This window comes from Microbacterium sp. zg.Y1084 (genome assembly GCF_024623595.1).
In the GTDB taxonomy this organism is placed as follows: domain Bacteria; phylum Actinomycetota; class Actinomycetes; order Actinomycetales; family Microbacteriaceae; genus Microbacterium; species Microbacterium wangruii.
On sequence record NZ_JANJGV010000015.1, the window covers coordinates 1 to 17,838 of the forward strand.

General features: G+C 70.7%; 13 protein-coding genes. 7 read left to right on the top strand and 6 right to left on the bottom strand.

The features are described from left to right. From NQ165_RS14365 to NQ165_RS14390, 6 genes are all read right to left on the bottom strand, one after another. The coding region (locus NQ165_RS14365) for a PKD domain-containing protein (protein ID WP_257534052.1) at positions 1 to 3,894 on the bottom strand (3,894 nt) is incomplete at its 3' end. A 201-nt stretch (positions 3,895 to 4,095) separates the two neighbouring features. After that, positions 4,096 to 4,776 (bottom strand): DUF4352 domain-containing protein, encoded by a 681-nt coding sequence (locus NQ165_RS14370; RefSeq protein WP_257534054.1) that lies wholly within the window; start codon positions 4,774 to 4,776, stop codon positions 4,096 to 4,098. Between the two features lie 47 nt (positions 4,777 to 4,823). Further along, positions 4,824 to 5,753 (bottom strand): glycosyltransferase family 2 protein, encoded by a 930-nt coding sequence (locus NQ165_RS14375; protein ID WP_257534055.1) that lies wholly within the window; start codon positions 5,751 to 5,753, stop codon positions 4,824 to 4,826. Beyond that, entirely contained in the window at positions 5,743 to 6,480 is a 738-nt protein-coding gene (locus NQ165_RS14380; RefSeq protein ID WP_257534056.1) for a CDP-alcohol phosphatidyltransferase family protein, read from the bottom strand. The genes NQ165_RS14375 and NQ165_RS14380 overlap by 11 nt, the downstream gene beginning before the upstream one ends. Next, the gene (locus NQ165_RS14385) at positions 6,477 to 7,451 is read right to left on the bottom strand and encodes a glycosyltransferase family 2 protein (protein ID WP_257534057.1); all 975 of its coding nucleotides are present in this window, start codon (positions 7,449 to 7,451) and stop codon (positions 6,477 to 6,479) included. Before NQ165_RS14385 ends, NQ165_RS14380 begins: the two co-directional genes overlap by 4 nt. A 35-nt stretch (positions 7,452 to 7,486) precedes the next feature. Beyond that, positions 7,487 to 8,452: a glycosyltransferase family 2 protein gene (locus tag NQ165_RS14390; protein ID WP_257534058.1), complete on the bottom strand. Its 966-nt coding sequence runs from the start codon at positions 8,450 to 8,452 to the stop codon at positions 7,487 to 7,489. Positions 8,453 to 8,674: 222 nt separating this feature from the next. Between NQ165_RS14390 and NQ165_RS14395 the strand changes: the two genes are divergently transcribed. The 7 genes from NQ165_RS14395 (at position 8,675) to NQ165_RS14425 (ending at position 17,818) form a co-directional block, all read left to right on the top strand. Beyond that, entirely contained in the window at positions 8,675 to 10,897 is a 2,223-nt protein-coding gene (locus NQ165_RS14395) for a glycosyltransferase (protein ID WP_257534060.1), read from the top strand. Continuing rightward, entirely contained in the window at positions 10,890 to 11,585 is a 696-nt protein-coding gene (locus NQ165_RS14400; protein WP_285181651.1) for a low molecular weight phosphatase family protein, read from the top strand. Before NQ165_RS14395 ends, NQ165_RS14400 begins: the two co-directional genes overlap by 8 nt. A gap of 136 nt (positions 11,586 to 11,721) precedes the next feature. Then, positions 11,722 to 12,528, top strand: a complete 807-nt coding sequence (locus NQ165_RS14405) for a response regulator transcription factor (RefSeq protein ID WP_257534062.1) — start codon at positions 11,722 to 11,724, stop codon at positions 12,526 to 12,528. A 5-nt stretch (positions 12,529 to 12,533) separates the two neighbouring features. Beyond that, positions 12,534 to 14,216: a HAMP domain-containing sensor histidine kinase gene (locus NQ165_RS14695; protein ID WP_257534063.1), complete on the top strand. Its 1,683-nt coding sequence runs from the start codon at positions 12,534 to 12,536 to the stop codon at positions 14,214 to 14,216. Next, positions 14,213 to 15,343 carry a hypothetical protein gene (locus NQ165_RS14415; RefSeq protein WP_257534065.1) on the top strand — a complete coding sequence of 377 codons (1,131 nt, stop codon included), beginning with the start codon at positions 14,213 to 14,215 and terminating at the stop codon, positions 15,341 to 15,343. The genes NQ165_RS14695 and NQ165_RS14415 overlap by 4 nt, the downstream gene beginning before the upstream one ends. A 130-nt stretch (positions 15,344 to 15,473) precedes the next feature. Further along, on the top strand, positions 15,474 to 16,439 hold the full coding sequence (locus tag NQ165_RS14420) for a glycoside hydrolase family 6 protein (RefSeq protein ID WP_257534066.1): 966 nt from the start codon (positions 15,474 to 15,476) through the stop codon (positions 16,437 to 16,439). 344 nt (positions 16,440 to 16,783) lie between these two features. Continuing rightward, positions 16,784 to 17,818, top strand: coding sequence for a response regulator transcription factor (locus tag NQ165_RS14425; protein ID WP_257534068.1), 1,035 nt, complete (start codon positions 16,784 to 16,786; stop codon positions 17,816 to 17,818). Positions 17,819 to 17,838 lie beyond the last annotated feature (20 nt).

Here is a 17,838-nt window from a genome sequence, read left to right on the forward strand (position 1 = left end):
GTCACCGAAGTCCCACGCATACGACGCGATCGACCCATCAGCATCCGACGAACCCGAACCATCCACCGACACCGACAACCCCGACACCGCCGACGTGAACACCGCCACCGGCGCCACATTCGCGGGCAGCGTCGTGTCGACCCCCCGCGTGGTGGTGGCGGTCGCACCACGGTTGTCCGTGACCGTCAGGGTGACGGTATACGGCCCGGGGACGCCATAGCGGTGCGTGGCAGTCGCACCGGTGCCCGTGCTGCCGTCACCGAAGTTCCACGCGTACGACACGATCGTGCCGTCGGGGTCGCTGGACGCAGCCGCATCCACCGAGATGTCCTGTCCCTCCTTGCGCAGGGTGAAGCTGGCCGTCGGCGCCTGGTTCGGCGCGACCAGCTCGACGACCTGGGTCACGCTGTGCGTGGCGCCGTCGTCGTCGGTGACGGTGAGTGTGATGCCCTTGCCGCCGGCCGACGCATACAGATGGGTGGCGGTGGGGCCGGTGGCCGTCGTGCCGTCACCGAAGTCCCATGTGTACGAGGCGATCGTGCCGTCGCTGTCGCTCGAAGAGGCGGCGTCGACACTGACCCGGAGGTCGTCGGCTGCAACCGTGAACCGCGCCGTCGGCGCGACGTTCGGCGGCTCGACCACCACCTGCTGGGTGGTTGTCGCGGTCGCGCCGTCATCGTCGGTCACCGTCAGCCGCACCGTATAGGTGCCACCCGTCGCGTAGGTGTGCGTCGCGAGCGCCTCAGCCGACACGCCTCCATCGCCGAACTCCCACGCGTAGGTCGCGATGCGGCCGTCGCTGTCCGTCGAGGGTGCGGCATCGGCCGTGATCGTCAGCCCGTCGACGGCGACGGCGAAGGCCGCCACGGGGGCCTGGTTCGGGATCGGCGCACCCGAGCCCACCGCGTGGTGCGCGGCGACCTCGTCGGCCGTGAGCACACGCGTGTACATCGCCGCCTCGTCGAAGCTGCCGATGAGATTCTGCGAGCTGGAGCCCCACGTGGTGCCACCGCCGACGCGCCAGTAGCCGGAGTAGGACTGCGCCTGAGTCTGCGGGTTGGTCCCCCGCAGCGTGCCATCGACGTACAGTCGCATCCCGTCGGGGCCCTGCGTGGCGACGACGTGGTGCCACTGCCCGTCATTGAGCGCGGCCTGAGTGACGACCGTGTTCTCCTGCCCCGTCCATGCTCCGAACACCAGGCGTCCGTCATCGCGCATGAAGACGTGGCGGTCGTGGTTGCTCGAGTTGCCCGACTGGGTGTCGGCGAAGCCGAAGAGCTTGCCACCCTCCGACGTCGTGGTCTTGAACCATGTCTCGACGCTGTACACCGTAGGGGCGGGCCCGCTCGCGGTCGTGTAGGCGTTGCCGCCGTTCGTGTTCGAGCACCCCATCTCCCACCACTGACAGGTGCGCTTGTTGAAGGAGATGCCCCGGGTCGATTCTCCGAGGGCACCGGCAGCGCCACGCGTGTAGTCACCGGCAAGTGCCCCCGGGTTCTCCTGCACGCCCGAGTCGACGACCGTCGCACCCGATGTTTCGTCGAACCTCCAGTAGAAGTCGGGATCGGACTTGTAGATGAGTGATCCGTAGGCGTCACGGGGTTCGGCGGGCAGGTCGAGTACGCCACCGGCGGCCTCGAAGTGGCCGCGGATCTGCGTGGTCGACAGGGGCGCCGCGTAGATCGCGACGTCGTCGATCAGCCCGTTGAAGTTGTCGGAGCTCGGACGGTTCGTCCACCCGTTGAGGTTGTCACCGCCGACGCGCCAGTAGCCCTGGTAGTCCTGCCCACCGGTGACGTCGGCACGCTGCGCGACCCGCTTGCCGTCGACGAACAGCTTCATGCCGTCGGAGCCGAGCGAGGCCACCACATGGTGCCACCGGCCGTCGTTGTACGACGCCGTGCTGTTGACGGTGCGCACACCCCCGGGGTGGGCACCGAACCAGAGGCGGCCGGCGTCGTCCATGTAGACCTGCCGGTCGTAGCTGCTCGACAGCCCGGTGTTCGCATTGCCGAAGCCGACGATCTTGCCGCCACGGGTGCTGGTGGTCTTGATCCACGTCTCGATGGTGAAGCTGTTCGGTCCCGTGGCGCTCTGGGCGGCACCGCCGAACCCGTTGACGAACGCCGTGGCGGTGTTGGCGTCACCTTCGATCGCTCCCGCAGCACTGCGGGTGTACTCGCCGCTCAGAGCGAGGTCGTTGGTGCCACTCCAGTCGAAGGCCGTCGCGCCGGCCGCCTCGTTCAGACGCCAGTAGTTGAGAGCGTCGTCACCGAGCACAGCGTCGACGTACGCAGACGGCGCTTCGTTGGAGACGGTGACACTGACCCACGGCGACTTGACGACGTTGCCGCTCGGATCGGTGACGGTCACCCGGTAGCGGTGGCTGGCACCCGGCTGCAGCCCGGCGTCGCTCACCACCTCGCCGGTCGGCTGCCAGAAGGTCGCGGCGATGGTCTTCTCGCTGATGGGTGCCGACGTCTCGTTGTCGCGGTAGACGCGGTAGGTCAGCGACAGGTCGTCGCGGTCCCAGTTCGTCTGATAGCGCAGACGAACCTTGCCGGACTCGTAGGAGGTCACCGACGGCGTCCAGCTCTCACCGGACAGGCGCGGGCCCTGCTTGTTCGGCGCGAGCGACCGCACCGCGAAGCGCACGAGGCCCTGCTGCCGGGTGCCGTTGACGCTGGGGAACTCTCCGCCGTAGATGACGTAGTCGTCGTTTCCGGTGACCGTCCAGACCGCCTGGTTCTGCCCGGTGAACGTTCCGGGAGGCGTCAGCGGGTACCAGTTGAGGATCTCGGGCCGCGGCGTGCCCGGGTGGTCGGGGTAGCCGTAGATGTCGGGCGTGTTGACGCCCCGCGCGTCGGTCGTCCAGGCGGTGGCGTGGTTGAAGCTCCACGGGTTGGTCTGCGGAAAGCCCCCGCTGTTGCCGCAGTAGTGCTTGTGGCTGGCTGAGTAGGCGATGTCGCGCACGATCGCGATGTCGTAGGTGTCGCCGTGGCAGTCCTCGATCCAGGCCAGCGAGCCGTCGGCCCAGTTGCCGGCGAAGGAGCCCTCGAGCGTGCCGGCGCTGCCGTAGTGCCACCCGACGCCATAGAACTTGGTGCCGTCGGTGGCCAGCGACATGATGCCGGAGCCCTCACCGGCGTTGCGGATGCGCGTGTTCACTCCGAGAGGAAGTCCCGCGCCGGTCGCACCATCGGCGCGGAAGATACCGAAGCCGGGATTGCCTGACCCGCCGACCGAGCGGAAATTGCCGGAGAAGACCACCTGCGAACCGGTGGCGTCGGCCACGATGCTCTGCACCTGGCCCTCGTCCACCGGCACCGAGAACGGCAGCACGGCGGTGCCCGCGGCATTCAGCTTGGCCACGCGGTTGCGCGGCTGCGATCCGACCGCGGTGAAGTAGCCGGCCACGTACACGCCGTCGGCGGTCGGGTACACGGCCTTGCCGATGTTGTTCAGGCTGAGCGTGTTGGCCGTCAGATTGCCGCTGGGCAGGTCGAGCACGGCGAAGCGCGAACGTGCCTGCCCGTTCACCTGCGAGAACGACCCGGTGACGTAGAGCTTCTTGCCGTCGGGCGACGCGGCGAGCTCGTTGACACGGTTGTTGAAGGTCGGCGCGAACGAGGCGATCAGCTGCCCCGTCGTCAGGTCGTAGGCGACGATGTTGGTGCGCTTGGTGAGGTTCTGTCCCACCGCGGCGCCCGCCGGTCGCACGTTCTCGAACTGACCCGCCGCGTACACCGTGTTGCCGACGATCGTCTGCGTCCACACCACGCCGTTGTCGATCTGCAGCGTCGGCAGGGCGTCAGCCGACACCGTCTCGGGCAGAGGTGGCACCGCTGCGGCGGTCGGTGGCGGCACCTCCTCCGCCATCGCCGTGGACGGCACGGCCAGAAGGCCGGCGATGACGACGGCTCCAGTGATTACGGACGCAAGGACACGACGGCCCCGAGTGTGCAGCGACACAGCGACTTCCCCCAAGTAAGCGCCGATTCCGCTTCTTCCCCAAGAAGCCGACGCGATTGACCCACCCCCAGTGGGATCGGGCACAGCATATGGGCCGGATCGGCCCGCCCGCAAGAGCGGGTTTCAGCTCAGTGAGCCTTCGAAGGCCACGATGGGCTCGGTCACGACGAGGTCGACCTCCACACGCACGCGCCCGCGCTGGTCTTCGGGTACTTCGAAGACGAACGTTCCCGAGGCCTTCTCCCCCGGTGCGACCGACCGCGGGAAGGGCGACCCCTCCGGCAACGACACCGGGCTCGCCTGCAGCAGGTCGTCGCCGTAGTAGACCGTGACGACGGTCGTCGTCAGGTCGATCGCGGCGTCGGTGTCGTTCGCGATCTCCGCGGTCACGCGCAGCGCGGGCCCACTGATCTCGCCGGGCAGCTTCGCCTCGCCCGTGACGGACTCGATCCCTGTGACCGAGGCGGTGACGCCGTCGGTGACGACCGCCGTCTCGTCGAAGGCGACCGGCTCGGCCGGCCCGCGGTCGGGTGCGGCACCGTCCGCGCCGTCCCCCGGCGTGGCATCGGGGGTCGCGGCCTGCGGCGTCGCGGCATCCGGTGTCGCCGAATCCGGTGCCGGCGTGGTCGTCGGCGTGGACGCCGCGGGCTGCGCCGTGTCATCGGTCCCCGAGTTCACGGCGACGGCGATGCCGACCACGGCACCCACGACGATCACCGCCAGCGCCGCCCACAGCCAGCCTCGCCGATTCGGCGCCGCGCGCTGCGCGCCGTCGTCCGCCGTCGTCTCACGGTCCCCATTCATCGCCGTCTCCCCCCGGTTACGCGATACCCCGCCATGACTGTACTCCGTCAGCGACCCGGCACGTGCCCGGCCGCGATCCGCCGGCCGTCTCGGATGCCGCGCACGGCTGCCCGCCAGGGGGCCGCCGACTGCACCAGCTGCCGCCGGCCGCCCCGCAGCAGGATCTCCTTCGCCGACGACAGCATGCCCGAGCGCCACCGGCGCACGCCGGCGTCGTCGAGGTGCTTGGCCGCGAACAGCATGCGGTTGCGGATGTTGTAGTAGTAGTACAGCTCGGACTTGGCGTGACCGCGGCGGCTTCTGTCGGTCTGCGTGCCGCCTTCGTCATGCACCGCGACGGCGTCGTCGACGACGACCAACTCGCCGCCGGCCCGCTGCACCCGGCGCGAGAAGTCGACGTCTTCCCAGTACAGGAAGTAGCTCTCGTCGAAGCCTCCGGCGGCATCCCACAACTCCACGGGAACCCACAGGCAGGCACCGGTCAGCCACTCCCACCGGTCGTCGCCCGGGTGGACCGGCCGCTTCGCGCGACCACGGGTCACACCGTCGGAGAGATACACGTCGGCTCCGGCGAACCAGGTCGCGCCCGTGCTGGTGACGATGCGCGGCGCGCAGAGCGCCCGGTGGGCGGGGTCGCGCGCACGCAGCCGTGCGACGCAGCCCTCGCGCAGCACCGCGTCGGGGTTCAGCAGCACCAGATCCTGCGCCCCGTGCTCCCGGGCACGGGCGACTCCGGCGTTGACCCCGCCGCCGAACCCGAGGTTGGTGTCGGGTTCCACCAGCTGCCAGGCATGGTCGGCGGCGAGCCGACGCACCCTCTCGCGTTCCGCAGACGTCGAGACGTTGTCGACGACGACCACGATGTCGGCTGCGGCGGCGCGCTGCGAGGCGACGAGGTTCTGCGCCAGCAGCTCGCTGGAGCCGTAGTTCACCACGACGATCGCCAGCGGCCGCGGCGCCGCGGACTCAGCCGACATCGCGCATCTCGCGGAACCACTTGACCGCCGCGGCGACCAGGAACAGGGCGTTGGCGGCGAACAGCAGACCGTACGCGACGAGGAACACCGGCGGCGCGCCCCACAGCACGAACACCAGGCAGACCATGCCGAAGTCGGTCGGCAGCAGCATCATCGAGCGCGCGAAGGTGCCGCCGCCGCGCGAGTGCGTGGACGGCACGCCGCGGGCACCCTTGAGCAGGTCGTTGAGCAGCATGCCGAAGAACGTCGTGGTGGCGACGGCCGAGAATCCGAGCGGGATGAGCAGGGATGCCGCCGGCAGCTCGGGCGCGAACCGGTAGAGGCCGATGGCCACCGCCAGATGCAGCGAGGAGATCTTCAGCGCGTCGACGAAGTGGTCGAGCCACTCCCCGGCGATGCTGCCACCGCCGCGCAACCGGGCGACCTGCCCGTCGGCGGAGTCCCATGCGTACCCGAGCACGAGCAGTGCGGCGACGACGAGACCGAGCCACCAGCTGACCGGTGCGAGGGCGAGCAGCGCGATCGCGGCGAAGGTGTGCACGGCGCTCACGGCGGTGACCTGGTTGGGCGTCAGGCCCAGACCGTACGCCACCGCGGCGAGCACACGACCGAGCTTGCGGTTGACGTACACGGAGTACGCGGGTGCTCCCCGGGCATGGCCTTTCTGCGCCGAGCGCAGTCGGGTGAGCGTCGCCGCGAATGAGCGATCGGTCAGTTCCGTGGTCACGTCATCTCCTCCTGGCGCTGCCGCGCGGCGGTTGCCGCACGTGCGCCGTAATACGCATGATCCCGGCCGGCCAGACCGTCGATCCCTCCCAGACCGCGCGCCAGGTCGCGACGCCCGACCGCATCCGCGCCCTGGGACCGACTGACCGTCGCCGCGGCGATCCTGATCGTTCCGGATCCCATTCGCGCCAGCGCGGCGGCGAGCGCACGCGCCCGAACACCGACCCTGCGCCCGCGCGAGTCCTCGGCGAGCGCCAGGGACACTCGTACGCCTGCTGCCGCCATGCCGCGGGTGCGGTGCAGGGCGTGCTGACGACTCTGACGGTGGGCGGGCAGATGGTCCAGCACCCCGGCGTCCCTGCACCAGACCATGCGCGCACCCCTCGCGCGCAGTTGCGACGTGAAGAGACTGTCCTCCCCGCCACTGCGACCGAAGCGCTCATCGAACCGCACCCGAGACTGCCTGACGAAGCTCATGTCGAGCAGCAGGTTGTTCGACGCCGCCGCGCTGATGGCGTCGCCGGTCTGCAGGTGAGTGCGATGTGCACGCGCGAAGAACCCGCCCGCGACGACCCAAGGGTCCAGCACGCCGTCGACCACAGTGCGCACGGGTCCTGCGACCACATCGGCATCGTGGTCACGTCGCGTGCGCAGCAGAGCGGCGAGCCACCCCGGGTCGGCCGGCGTCTCGTCGTCATCGATGAACACGACGACGTCGCAGTCGCGTGCCTCGTCGAGCGCCCTGTTGCGCACGGCTGCGACGCCGGGCGTGGCCTCGCGCAGGTATCGCAGCGGCAACTCGGTGCGCACGATGACATCGGCGGCACTGCCCGCCGGGTCGTTGTCGACCACGACGACCGACACCTCGCGGCACAGCGCTTCGTCGATCGCGGTCGCCGTCACAGCAGGCAGGGACGCCAGCAGCCGCGCCAGATCTTCGGGACGCCGGTAGGTCGGAATGCAGATGGCCACCGAGCCGGCGGGCCTAGGGACTTCGTGAGAGGACGTCATCTTCCTGTCGCCACCCGGATCTTCATCAGCACCCATCTCGGGTGAAGGGCCGTCGCTGCGGTGATGTTCACCACGAACGAGGCGAGGCGCCGGTCGAGCCACGCGAGCCCGGCCAGGCGGTAGTGCAGAGCTCCTCGGTCCTTGCGATACCAGCGCCAGCGCGTGCGCCGGTCGGGTGCGTTGTTCTCGCTCCAGGTGGCGAAGTCATCGACGTCAGCCCGGGCGAGCTGCTGACGGTTGCGGTAGACGATGTAGCGCGTCATCATCCGCTGCTCGGATATGTGGGCGAACGAACTGGATGAATTGTGGATGCGGTAGAGCACGTGCGGTTCGGTGATCGTGCGCACCTCCCAGCCGGCGTCGTAGACGAGCCGGTTGATGATCTCGAGGTCCTGGGCGTAATCGAACGTCGGGTCGTAGAGCCCGGCCGCCACGACGGCATCGCGCCGATAGGTGATCGCGGGGTGCGGCACCAGAATCTCGCGCCCCGCCGCACGCATCCGAGCGAATTCCTCCCGATTCTTGGGCCCGGCCGAGACGCGGCCGGCGATGCGGCCGCTCATGCCGAGGTATCGCCCTTCGCTGGACACCGCACCCAGCGCGGCATCCTCACGCAGTTCGTGCACTTGCGCGGCGAACCTTCCCGGCAGGACGAGGTCGTCATGCTCTGCGACTGCGATGTACTCGGGGCACCCGGGGTGGGTGATGCCGGCGTTCAGCGCACGGGAGACCCCCTGCGGTTCGTCGTGCCGCAACACCGTGATGCGCGTGTCGCGCTCGGCGGCCTGCTGCACGAGCCGCTCGCTTCCGTCGGTCGACCCGTCGTCGACGACCACCACCTCGCCGTCGTCCGGCAGGTCCGCCAGCACGCTGCGCAGCGCTTCCGCGAAGAACGCGGCGGCGTTGTGGACCGGCATGACGACGCGCAGCGAAACGCCGCCCAGACCGCTCTCATCAGGCATGTGTCCCCCTCACACGAAGCCCTTGCGCAGCGACGATTCCCCTTCGTCGCTGCATCCCCTGCAGGCCAGTATGCCCCGTCGCGGCAAGATCTGCCCCTAGTATGCGTGTGGGGGATGCGGCATCACGGGGAGATGCCGCACGATTTCACCACGACGGGGGTACGTGTGGATTTCGCGACGGCTGTGGGGGCCGAAAGCATGGCGCCGCGGCGCCGAGTGCTGATGAGCGCGTACGCGTGCGGGCCGGATGCCGGCCCTGAGGCGAGCGCCGGCTGGGAGTTCGCGCGCGCCGCCGCGCGCACCTGCGACGTGTGGGTCATCACCCGGCCGCGCTTCGAAGCGGGCGTCACCGAGGCGCTGCGAGCCGAACCCGATCTGGCCGAGCACCTGCACATGGTCTATTACGACCCGTCGGCGCGGGTGGTGCGGATGAAGCGGCGCGCGTGGGATCTGTACTGGTTCTACCCGCTGTGGCAGCGAGGGCTCGGCCGGGTGGCGCAGGCTCTGCATGCCGAGGTCGGCTTCGACGTGGCGCATCACGTGACATTCGCGAACGACTGGATGCCGGCGGGCGTGCGCGCGCTGCGGGATGTGCCGTTCGTGTGGGGTCCCGTCGGCGGATCGAGTTCACTGCCGATCGCACGACTCGCTCGCTGGCTGGGAGTGCGTGGCGTGGTCACCGAGCTTGTCCGCACCGCCGTGACCCGGCCGCTGCGCGCCGTGGGAGGCGATCCGACCGGGCGTCGGGCTGCCCTCGTGGTGGCGCAGAACCCGCAGGTCGCCGAGCATTTCGCGCGCCTGGGGGCGACGACCGTGGTCGAGCCCAACGCCACGCTCGACGATCTGCCGCCCCGGGCCGCACAGCTCGAGCAGCGCACCGCCGTGTTCGCCGGCCGCCTGTTGGCGTGGAAGGGCGCTGCCCTGGCGATCGATGCCCTCGCGCATCCGCTGCTGGCCGGGTGGCGGCTGCATGTCTACGGCTCGGGCTACGACCTCGGCAGGCTGCGGCGCCGCGCGCGCCGACAGGGCGTGGCCGATCGGGTCGAGTTCCGCGGCCACGCGCCGCGCGCTGACCTGCTCGCGGCGATCGCCCGCGCCGAGGTGTTCCTGTTCCCCTCGATGCACGACCAGGCCGGCTGGGTGGTGGCGGAGGCGACCTCGATGGGGTGTCCGGTGGTGTGCCTGCCGCTGGGTGGGCCCCCGGTGCTCGCCCAGCCCAACGCCCACGTCGCCGCGTTGTCGGGGGACATCGTGCGCAACGTCGCCGTGCAGGTGCGGCAGGCGGCGGCGCAGGGCGGTGTGGCAACCGACCGGTGGTCGATCGACCGGCTGCCCGGAGTGGTGGCGGGCTGGTACGCGGCTGTCGCTGAGCGGGCCGCGGCATCCGCCCCGGCCGCTGCCCCAGGCGAGCGCCCGCCGCTGGTGGTGCTCGAGTCCTTCAGCATCCCGAAGCCCACGACCAACCCGTACATCACGCAGCTGTACCGGTCGCTGTCGCAGCGCGTCGACGTCGAGGTGATCCCATTCGACTACCGCTCCGCCCTGTGGGGCCGGTACGACGTCGCGCACCTGCACTGGCCGGAGTTGATGATGGGCGGACACCGCTGGATCGGCCGCGCGGCTCGGCGCACCCTGACAGCGGCGGTCATCGTGCGCTGGCGGCTGACCCGCACGCCGGTCGTTCGCACGATGCACAACCTCGAGCGGCCGACGAACATCGACCGCATCGACAACTGGCTGCTCGACCGAATCGACGCGCTGACCGCTCTGGACATCCGGCTGAACGAGCGCACGCCGCAGCGCACCGCCGTGCCGGGCACGGTGATCCCGCACGGCCACTACCGCGACTGGTTCGGTCCTCTTCGCGCCGGAGCCGAGACCGAGCCGGTGTCGGGACGCATCGTCTACGCCGGCCTCGTCCGTCGCTACAAAGGAGTCGAAGACCTCGTCGCCGCCTTCACCGGCTGGGATGATCCGTCGGTGTCGCTGCACATCGCCGGCAAGCCGTCGACCGTCGATCTGGCGGAGGGACTGCGCGCGTCGGCGCAGGGCGATGCGCGCGTGAGCTTCGACCTGCGCTTTCTCGAGGAGCCCGAGCTGGTGCAGACCATCACATCGGCCGAACTCGTGGTGCTGCCGTACCGCCACATGCACAACAGCGGCACCGCGCTGGCGGCCCTGTCCCTGGGGCGGCCGGTGCTGGTGCCCGACAACGATGTGAACCGCGACCTGGCGAGGGAAGTCGGCCCCGGATGGGTGCACCTCTTCTCGGGCGCGCTCACCACCGACGTGCTGGCGCAGACGCTGCGGGCCGCGCAGCAGCAGCGCGGCCGGCCCGACCTGTCGGCGCGCGAATGGCCCGAGAGCGCCCGCGCCCACGTCGAGGCCTTCCACCGCGCTCACCGCGCGCATCGCGGCGAGCGGCAGGAGCTCGCCGTTGGCTGAGTTCCCGGCGCCGTCGGGCGCACCCGCTCGCGTCGCATCGCCGCAGGAGTCGGCCCTGCCGGGAAGTTCCGCCGCCCTCGAGATCGTCACCGTCTGCACCGGCAACATCTGCCGCTCCCCGCTCGCGGAATTGCTGTTGCGTCGGCGCCTCGGCGATCTCGGCGTCGCGGTGCACAGCGTCGGCACCCGTGGGCTCGTCGGCACGCCGTTGACCGAGCAGACCCGCAAGCTGGCAGTCGCCCGCGGCGTGCCTGCCGCGCAGGCCGCCGCCCACCGGGGGCGGTGGCTCGAACAGCATCACCTCGTCACCCCCCAGCTCGTTCTGGCGATGGCGCGCGAGCACCGACGGGCGGTGGTGGAGCTGGTGCCCGCCCGCCTGCGCTCCACGTTCACGGTGCGCGAGTTCGCCCGGCTGGCCGCAACGCTCCGCGACGCCGAGCTGACCGCGGCCGTCGAGGCGACGGGACCGGATGCCGCGGCGCGCCTGCGCGCCGTCGTCGCTCTGGTAGCGGGGCAGCGTGGCGTCGCTCACCCCCCGGCCGAGCCGTCGGACGACGATGTCGTCGACCCTTACCGGCGCTCGTGGCGCACCTATCAACGATCCGTGGCGCAGTTGGAACCCGCGCTCGACGAGGTGGTGCGGGTGGTGCGGGTGGCTGTGCCGCGGCACGCCCCGGTCGCGGACTGACGCAACCCGTCGCCATCTTCTCCGCAGAAGCTCTGCGTCGCCTGCGGCGCGTTCCGCCATGCCGGCGTCGTCGGCATCTGGCACAATCGGAGCCATACAGAGCGGCTTGACCGCTCCGCCATCACTGGGGGGTCACATGGCGCATAACGCTTCACCACGCGCGGTGGTCATCGACGATGACCCCGACGTGCGACATCTGCTCGTGGAGATCCTCACCAGCGCGGGATTCGTCGTCACCGCCACAGACAACGGGGCAGACGGCGTGGCCGCGGTGACCGCCTACGACCCCGCCATCACCACCGTCGACGTCGACATGCCCGGCATCGACGGATTCGAGGCGATTCGCCGCATCCGCGCCGCAGGCAGTGACACCTACGTCCTTCTCGTCACCGCGCTCTCGGATGAGGCCGACGCCGTCATGGGCTTCGGCGTCGGCGCCGACGATGTGGTCGTGAAGCCGTTCCGCGCGCGCGAGCTGCGCGCGCGGCTGCTGGCGATGCTGCGCCGCCCGCGGGGCTTCAACGCGGAGTCCGGAGCGGTCGGCCGGCCGCTCGTGCCGCGGATCCCCGGCACCCCCGAGGGACCGCCCGACGTGGTGCGCCTCGACGGGCTGCTGCTGGACCGCGAGACCCGCACCGTCGTCGTCGACGGCGCAGACGTGTCGCTCACGCGGTCGGAGTTCGAGATCCTCGCGACCATCCTCGAGTCGGGGCGGCGTGTGCGCAGCAAGGCCGACCTCGTGCTCACCCTGCACGACGAGACCTACCTCGACCCGGCCCGGGTCAGCGATGCCGACGTGCGCGCGATCGAAGCGCACATGACCAACCTGCGACGCAAGCTCGGCGACAGCGCCCAGGACCCGCGATTCATCGAGACGGTGCGCGGGGCGGGATACCGGGCAGTGTCCGGTCCCGACTACAGCGACGACGACCTCGACGACTGATCGCCGTGCCTGGCTACGCTGACGACAGGGCGCGGGAGTTGCCGTCCGACGCGCCATCTCGGCGCCATGACGCCCCCCATCGGTGGATCAGCTCGCGCACACGGTCGATCTGGCATTGGCAGCTCGCCGTCGCCGTCGCCGTCTCCGCGATCACGGTGACGGTCGCCTTGCTGTCGCCCGAGACCTTCACGAGACCGACCTTCAACGCCGGGGTCACGCTCACGATCGCCGTCAGCGCGGCCGCCCTCGCCGTGCCCTGGCACCGGCTGAGCAAGCCGGCAGTGGCACTTCTCCCTGCCATCGACATCATCACCATCGGGCTCATGGCGCACCAGGGGTCCGAGCTGCTGACGCTGCTCTGGGTGTTCCCCGTCACCTGGCTCGCCACGCACTACACGCTGCCGTGGCTCATCGCCGGCCTCTGCGAGATCGCGGGCATCCTCGTCACCGGCACGCTGGTGACCGCGGTCACCCCCGACCGCACGCTGAGCGTCATCGTGGTGCTGCTGGCACTGGCGTTCATCGGCATCACCATCACCACCACCGCCCGGCGAACGCGCGCGTTCCGACGGCTGCTCGAGCGGCAGTTCCATCAGCTCGAACGCACGCTCCGCCGCGTCGAGGCGCAGGAGAAGCGCGCGATGGCGCTGTTCAATTCCGTCGACACCGCGCTCGCCCGCGTCGACCGGCGCGGCGTGGTCCGCGGCGCCAACCACGCCTACCGGCGTCTGTACGCCATCGGCGACGTCGCCAACCCGCACCCCACCGCCGCGGTCGAATACGACACCTACCGCGGCAACCCGCTGCCGCCGCAGCGCACCATGCTCGCCCGCGCCGGCCGAGGAGAGCTCTTCGACGATCATCGCTTCTGGCTGTTCGACGCCGAGGGCATGTGGCACGCGCTGGATGCCACGACCAGCGCCAGCCCGGCCACGCCCGACGAACCCGAGGTGACGCTGCTGGCTCTGCGCGACGTCACCGCGGCCGTCACCGCGGAGCAGGAGAAGAGCACGATGACGACCATGGTCTCCCACGAGCTGCGCAACCCGCTCACCGCGATCATCGGCCACATCGACCTGCTGCTGGACCGAGACGATCTCCCCGCCGACGCCATCGACAACCTCACCGTGGTGGAGAACGCCGGACAGCGCATGCAGCGCCTGATCACCTCCGTGCTCGACGGCAGCGCACCCACCCCGCTGGCAGAGCGGGTCGATCTGCGCCGAGTGGTGGCCGCATCGGTGGACGCCTTCCATCCGGTGGCGCAGACCGCACAGCTCACCGTCGAACCCGCCATCGACCCCGACCTTCACGTGTCGGGTGACGCGTTCCGTCTTCGCCAGGTGGTAGACAACATCCTCGGCAACGCCGTCAAGTACACACCGCGCGGCGGTCAGGTGCGCGTCGAAGCACGCCGTGTCGGCCGAGAGGTGCGACTGACGGTCAGCGACACCGGCATCGGCATCTCCCCCGCAGACATCGAGCGCGTGTTCGAGCCGTACTTCCGAGCCGAGACCGCGCGGGCCAGCGGCATTCCCGGCACCGGGCTGGGCATGGTCATCAGCCGCGAGATCGTGCACGAGCACGGCGGACGGCTCGAGTTGACCAGCGCGCTCGGCCACGGCACCGACGTCGTGGTGCACCTGACAGCGGTGGATGCCGCCGACGCAGAGAGGATCGCCGAATGATCGACCCCACCATCGCCATCGCGTTCGTGGCGCTGTCGACCGTGAATGCGGCGGTGATCATTGGGCTGGGGTTCCTCCGCAACCCCACCCGTGCCGCCGCCATCTGGTCGTTCGCCTTCTGCCTGGCGATGATCACCGCCTTCGGCTGGGTCGCCGCCGACGCCTCCGGCTCGTCCGCGCTGCGCGCGGGCTGCGGCGCGGCGCTGCTCGGCGCCAGCGCCTTCATCTGGTCGGGTCTGCGCTCGTGGCGGGGAGTTGCGGACCACCTGTGGATCCCCATCGTGTTCACCGTGCTGTCGGCGGTGGCCCTCCCCCTGTCGACCGCCACCTCCACATTCGCGCTGGCGTTCCGCGGGGCCTTCGTCATGGCCGCGGTCTTCGCCGCGCTCACCCTCGTCGAGCTGACACGGACCGAGGCGCGTCTGCGTCACGAAGTGCTGCCTCTCACGCTCGCGTCGGTCGGTTTCATCCTGTTCGCGGTGCTCAGCACCGTCGAAGGAGTACTGAAGGGCATGCCCGCCGCAGGCACCGACGGTCTCGACCTCATCCGCGATCTCAACAGCCTGGGCGCGGTGCTCTACGGCTCGGCGGCCACGACGACGCTGCTTCTGCTCATCCGCGACGGGCAGTCGACGACCGTCGTCGGCCGCGCCCGCAGCACCTTCCGGGTGGTGGCCGAAGACCGGCTGCGCCGGGCCGAGTCGGCCGGCGACCGGTGGTGGTGTGTCCTGGAAGTGAGTCTGGACAACCCCGACGAGTTGCACGAAGCCTTCAGCACCACCGACTTCGCCCGCAGCACCGAGCGCTTCGTTCGCGACGTGCGTTCGGTGCTGCCTGCCGATGCCGACGTCGACGTGCAGGACGACACCCGGGTGGTGGCGCTGCTCCCCCGCCCCGAGGGCGCGGTGCGCCAACTGCTGTCCCGCCTGCTCGAACGCATCGCCACTCCCGACCCTGCCCAGCCGATCGCCGTGCGGGTCTCGGCGAGCATCGGTTGGGCCGCGGTGGACACCGTCGGCTACGACCTCGATGCGCTGCTCAGCGCAGCGCACGACGCATGCGACGAGGCGCAGCGGGCGGGCGGGGACCGGTGGGAGCGGGTCGCCGCCCCCCTGCTCCCTTCCTGACACCCCGCGCCGGACAGGTAATGTTCCCCGTGTGCCTCACCCTGCTGCGACTCCGCGCAACATGCTCGGTCGCCGCCGGCGGGTCCTCCCACGCCGGCTCCCCCGACGCCGGTTCCCTCGCGGCCTCACTGTGGCCCTCATCGCGCTCGGCGTCGTCGTCGTGGTGGGCGGTCTCGCCGCCGTCGGGATCGGGGTGACGCGATTCGCGCAGGCGCTCGGCGCGCAGCCGCCGGCGGTGGGCACCGTCGTGCAGACGCAATCCGGCTCCGCGGCCGCGCGGGCCGCGAAGGACCCTTCGGCCACCCCGCAACAGCGCGCCGCTGCGGACTACCTCGCCGCGCAGCCGACCGCCTACTGGCTGACGCCGGAGCGTGACCCGATCGGCCAGGTCTGGAACCGGATCGCCGCCCTCGCCGCCGAAGCCCGGGAACAGGACGCCGCGCTCGCCGTGGTCGTCTACGGCCTGCCCGGACGGGACTGCGGCAGCTTCTCGGCCGGCGGTCTCGACGAGGACGACTACGCCACGTGGACGGGCGAGATCGGCAAGGCTCTGGCGAACGCGCGCGACCTGCAGCGCATCGTCGTGCTCGAGCCGGACAGCCTCGCGCTCGCCCCCGAGTGCGGCAACCTCGCGGACCGCACCCGGCAGCTCGGCGGCGCCGTCGACCGGCTGGCGGGCGACAACACCTGGATCTACCTCGACGGCGGTCACGCCACCTGGCATCCGCCGGCGGTGATGGCGGGCATCCTCACCCAGACGGGACTGCTCGACCGGGTGCGCGGCTTCGCCACCAACGTGTCGAACTACAACGCGGCCGACGCGGAGTTCGACTACGCGCACGCGCTGGCCGCCGAACTCGGCGGAGGCCATGCGCTCATCGACACCTCGCGCAGCGGCGCCGGGTCGGATGGTGTCTGGTGCAACGCCTCGGGGCGCCTCATCGGCGAGCCGGGCGGGACGTTCGGCGACGAGGTCGTCGACACCAACCTGTGGATCAAGCCCCCGGGCGAGAGCGACGGCTCCTGCAACGGCGGCCCGCCGGCCGGGCAGTGGTGGGCGGATGCCGCGGTGGAGCTCAGCCGCGACGCGCGCTGACGACACGCCACCACCGCGTTTCGTCTCGCTTCGCTCGCTCAACGACCCACGTGGGCAACCGCGTTTCGTCTCGCTTCGCTCGCTCAACGACCCACGCGGGCAACCGCGTTTCGTCTCGCTTCGCTCGCTCAACGACCCACGTGGGCAACCGCGTTTCGTCTCGCTCCGCTCGCTCAACGACCCGGGCGGGCAACCTCGTTTCGGCTCGCTTCGCTCGCTCAACGACCCCGGATTCGGCTCGCTGCGCTCGCTCGGCGACCCGGGCCGATCGGGGGCGTCCGCGCGGCATCCCGGGCGTGTGTAGCATGAGCAGACCCCCCTCTCCGCACCCGAGGTTTCCCCGTATGAGTGATTTCGTCGCGCCCGTGAAGACCGCGGTGATCGTCGAGGACGACCCCGACATCCGCCACCTGCTCGCCGAGGTCCTGGAGGCGATGGGATTCTCGACGGTGTCGGTGGGCAACGGCATCGACGGGGTGCGCGCGGTGCTCACCTACCAGCCGCTCATCACGACGCTCGACGTCTCGATGCCGGGCATCGACGGGTTCGAAGCAGCGCGGCGCATCCGCGCCCAGAGCGACACCTACATCATCATGCTCACCGGACTCGAGGACGAGGCCGACGTCGTGCTCGGCTTGTCGTCGGGCGCCGACGAGTACATCTACAAGCCGTTCCGACCCCGCGAGCTGCGCGCCCGCATCGACGCCCTGCTGCGCCGACCGCGGGCCGGCAGCGCCGCACCCGTCGCCCCGCGCCAGGATCAGGTGGGCCCGTCGTTCCCGGGCGCGCGCCCGGTGACCTCGTCGATCCAGGTGGTGCGCGGGGGTGCCGCCGCCGGCTCCGCCACGGCCGCCGTCGCGGAGCCGATCGAGTACGTGGCGACCCCGGCGGCGACCCCCGAGCGGATGCCGGCCCCCGTCGCGGACACATCGGGGGCGCAGGGGAAGGGCGCGGCATCCGAGGGTCGCGCCGTCATCGTCGCCTCGTCGGAGGGCCCCCAGCCGGGTACCGATCTCGCTCCCGTCGGCACCGTGCGCCTCGGACCGTCTGCCATCGTGCACCGCGACCTGCAGCTCGACCCCGACAGCCGTGTCGCCGTCGCCGGGACCGCGGAGCTCGATCTGACCCGCACCGAGTTCGACCTGCTGGCGACACTCATGGCGTCGAAGCGACGCGTGCGCAGCAAGGCCGACCTGACACTCGTGCTGCGCGGCGAGTCTTACGTCACCACCTACTTCGTCGGCGACGCGGACAAGCGTGCCATCGAGGCGCACATGACGAACCTGCGCCGCAAGCTCGGGGACAACCCCGCCAACCCGCGGTACATCGAGACCGTGCGCGGGGTCGGCTACCGCATGACCTCCGAAGCCCTGGCCTGACCCCGCCCCTGCCCGGCCCG

Bases quoted from the DNA above. Each gene is read 5' to 3' on its own strand.
- NQ165_RS14390 (WP_257534058.1), bottom strand. From the start codon at position 8,452: ATGCCTGATGAGAGCGGTCTGGGCGGCGTTTCGCTGCGCGTCGTCATG.
- NQ165_RS14395 (WP_257534060.1), top strand. From the start codon at position 8,675: ATGAGCGCGTACGCGTGCGGGCCGGATGCCGGCCCTGAGGCGAGCGCC.
- NQ165_RS14415 (WP_257534065.1), top strand. From the start codon at position 14,213: ATGATCGACCCCACCATCGCCATCGCGTTCGTGGCGCTGTCGACCGTG.
- NQ165_RS14370 (WP_257534054.1), bottom strand. From the start codon at position 4,776: ATGAATGGGGACCGTGAGACGACGGCGGACGACGGCGCGCAGCGCGCG.
- NQ165_RS14425 (WP_257534068.1), top strand. From the start codon at position 16,784: ATGAGTGATTTCGTCGCGCCCGTGAAGACCGCGGTGATCGTCGAGGAC.
- NQ165_RS14405 (WP_257534062.1), top strand. From the start codon at position 11,722: ATGGCGCATAACGCTTCACCACGCGCGGTGGTCATCGACGATGACCCC.
- NQ165_RS14375 (WP_257534055.1), bottom strand. From the start codon at position 5,753: ATGTCGGCTGAGTCCGCGGCGCCGCGGCCGCTGGCGATCGTCGTGGTG.